This is a genomic window from Mycobacterium kyorinense (genome assembly GCF_001672775.1).
In the GTDB taxonomy this organism is placed as follows: Bacteria; Actinomycetota; Actinomycetes; order Mycobacteriales; family Mycobacteriaceae; genus Mycobacterium; species Mycobacterium kyorinense_A.
Genome location: NZ_LZKJ01000152.1, coordinates 1 through 578, shown reverse-complemented (window position 1 = coordinate 578; position 578 = coordinate 1). Strand labels below are relative to the sequence as shown.

Genomic DNA, 578 nt, shown 5'->3' with positions numbered 1-578 from the left:
CGGGCCAGCGCCGCGCCGAGGCAACTGTGAATCCCGTAGCCGAATCCCAGGTTCTGCGCTTCGGCGCGGTCGCGGTCGATGTCGAACGTATCGGGATCGGTCCAGGCTTCGGGGTCGCGATTGGCCGAGCCACCGACGAGAAAGACAGGCTTGCCCGCCGGGATGGTAATGCCGTGCAGCTCTACGTCTTTCATCGAACGGCGAACGTTGTATTGTGACGGCGCCTCGTAGCGCAACAACTCTTCCACCGCCGCGGCTACCTTGCTGCGGTCCTCAAGCAGCATCTGCCACTGATCGGGATTACGGGCGAACACAATTGCCGCGTTCCCGATCAACTTGGTCACTGTCTCCGCGCCCGCCCCGCCAAGCAGCGTGGCAAAGCCGGCGATCTCTGAGCCCGTCAGGCGGGTCTTCTCGCCGTCGTCGCGTTCGATCTCCGCGGCGATCAGGCTGGTGATCATGTCGTCGTGCGGTTCGGCCCGCCGCTGCTGGATCAACTCGTAGTACATCACCCAGGAGTCGGCCATCGCGCGGGCTCCGGCTTCCGACATCTCGATCTGACCCGGCTCGCGGTGCAG

General features: G+C 64.7%; 1 protein-coding gene. It reads right to left on the bottom strand.

What is annotated here, in order from left to right:
- Nucleotides 1–578: cytochrome P450 (locus A5707_RS16995; protein ID WP_156658075.1), on the bottom strand; the 578-nt coding region annotated here is incomplete at both ends.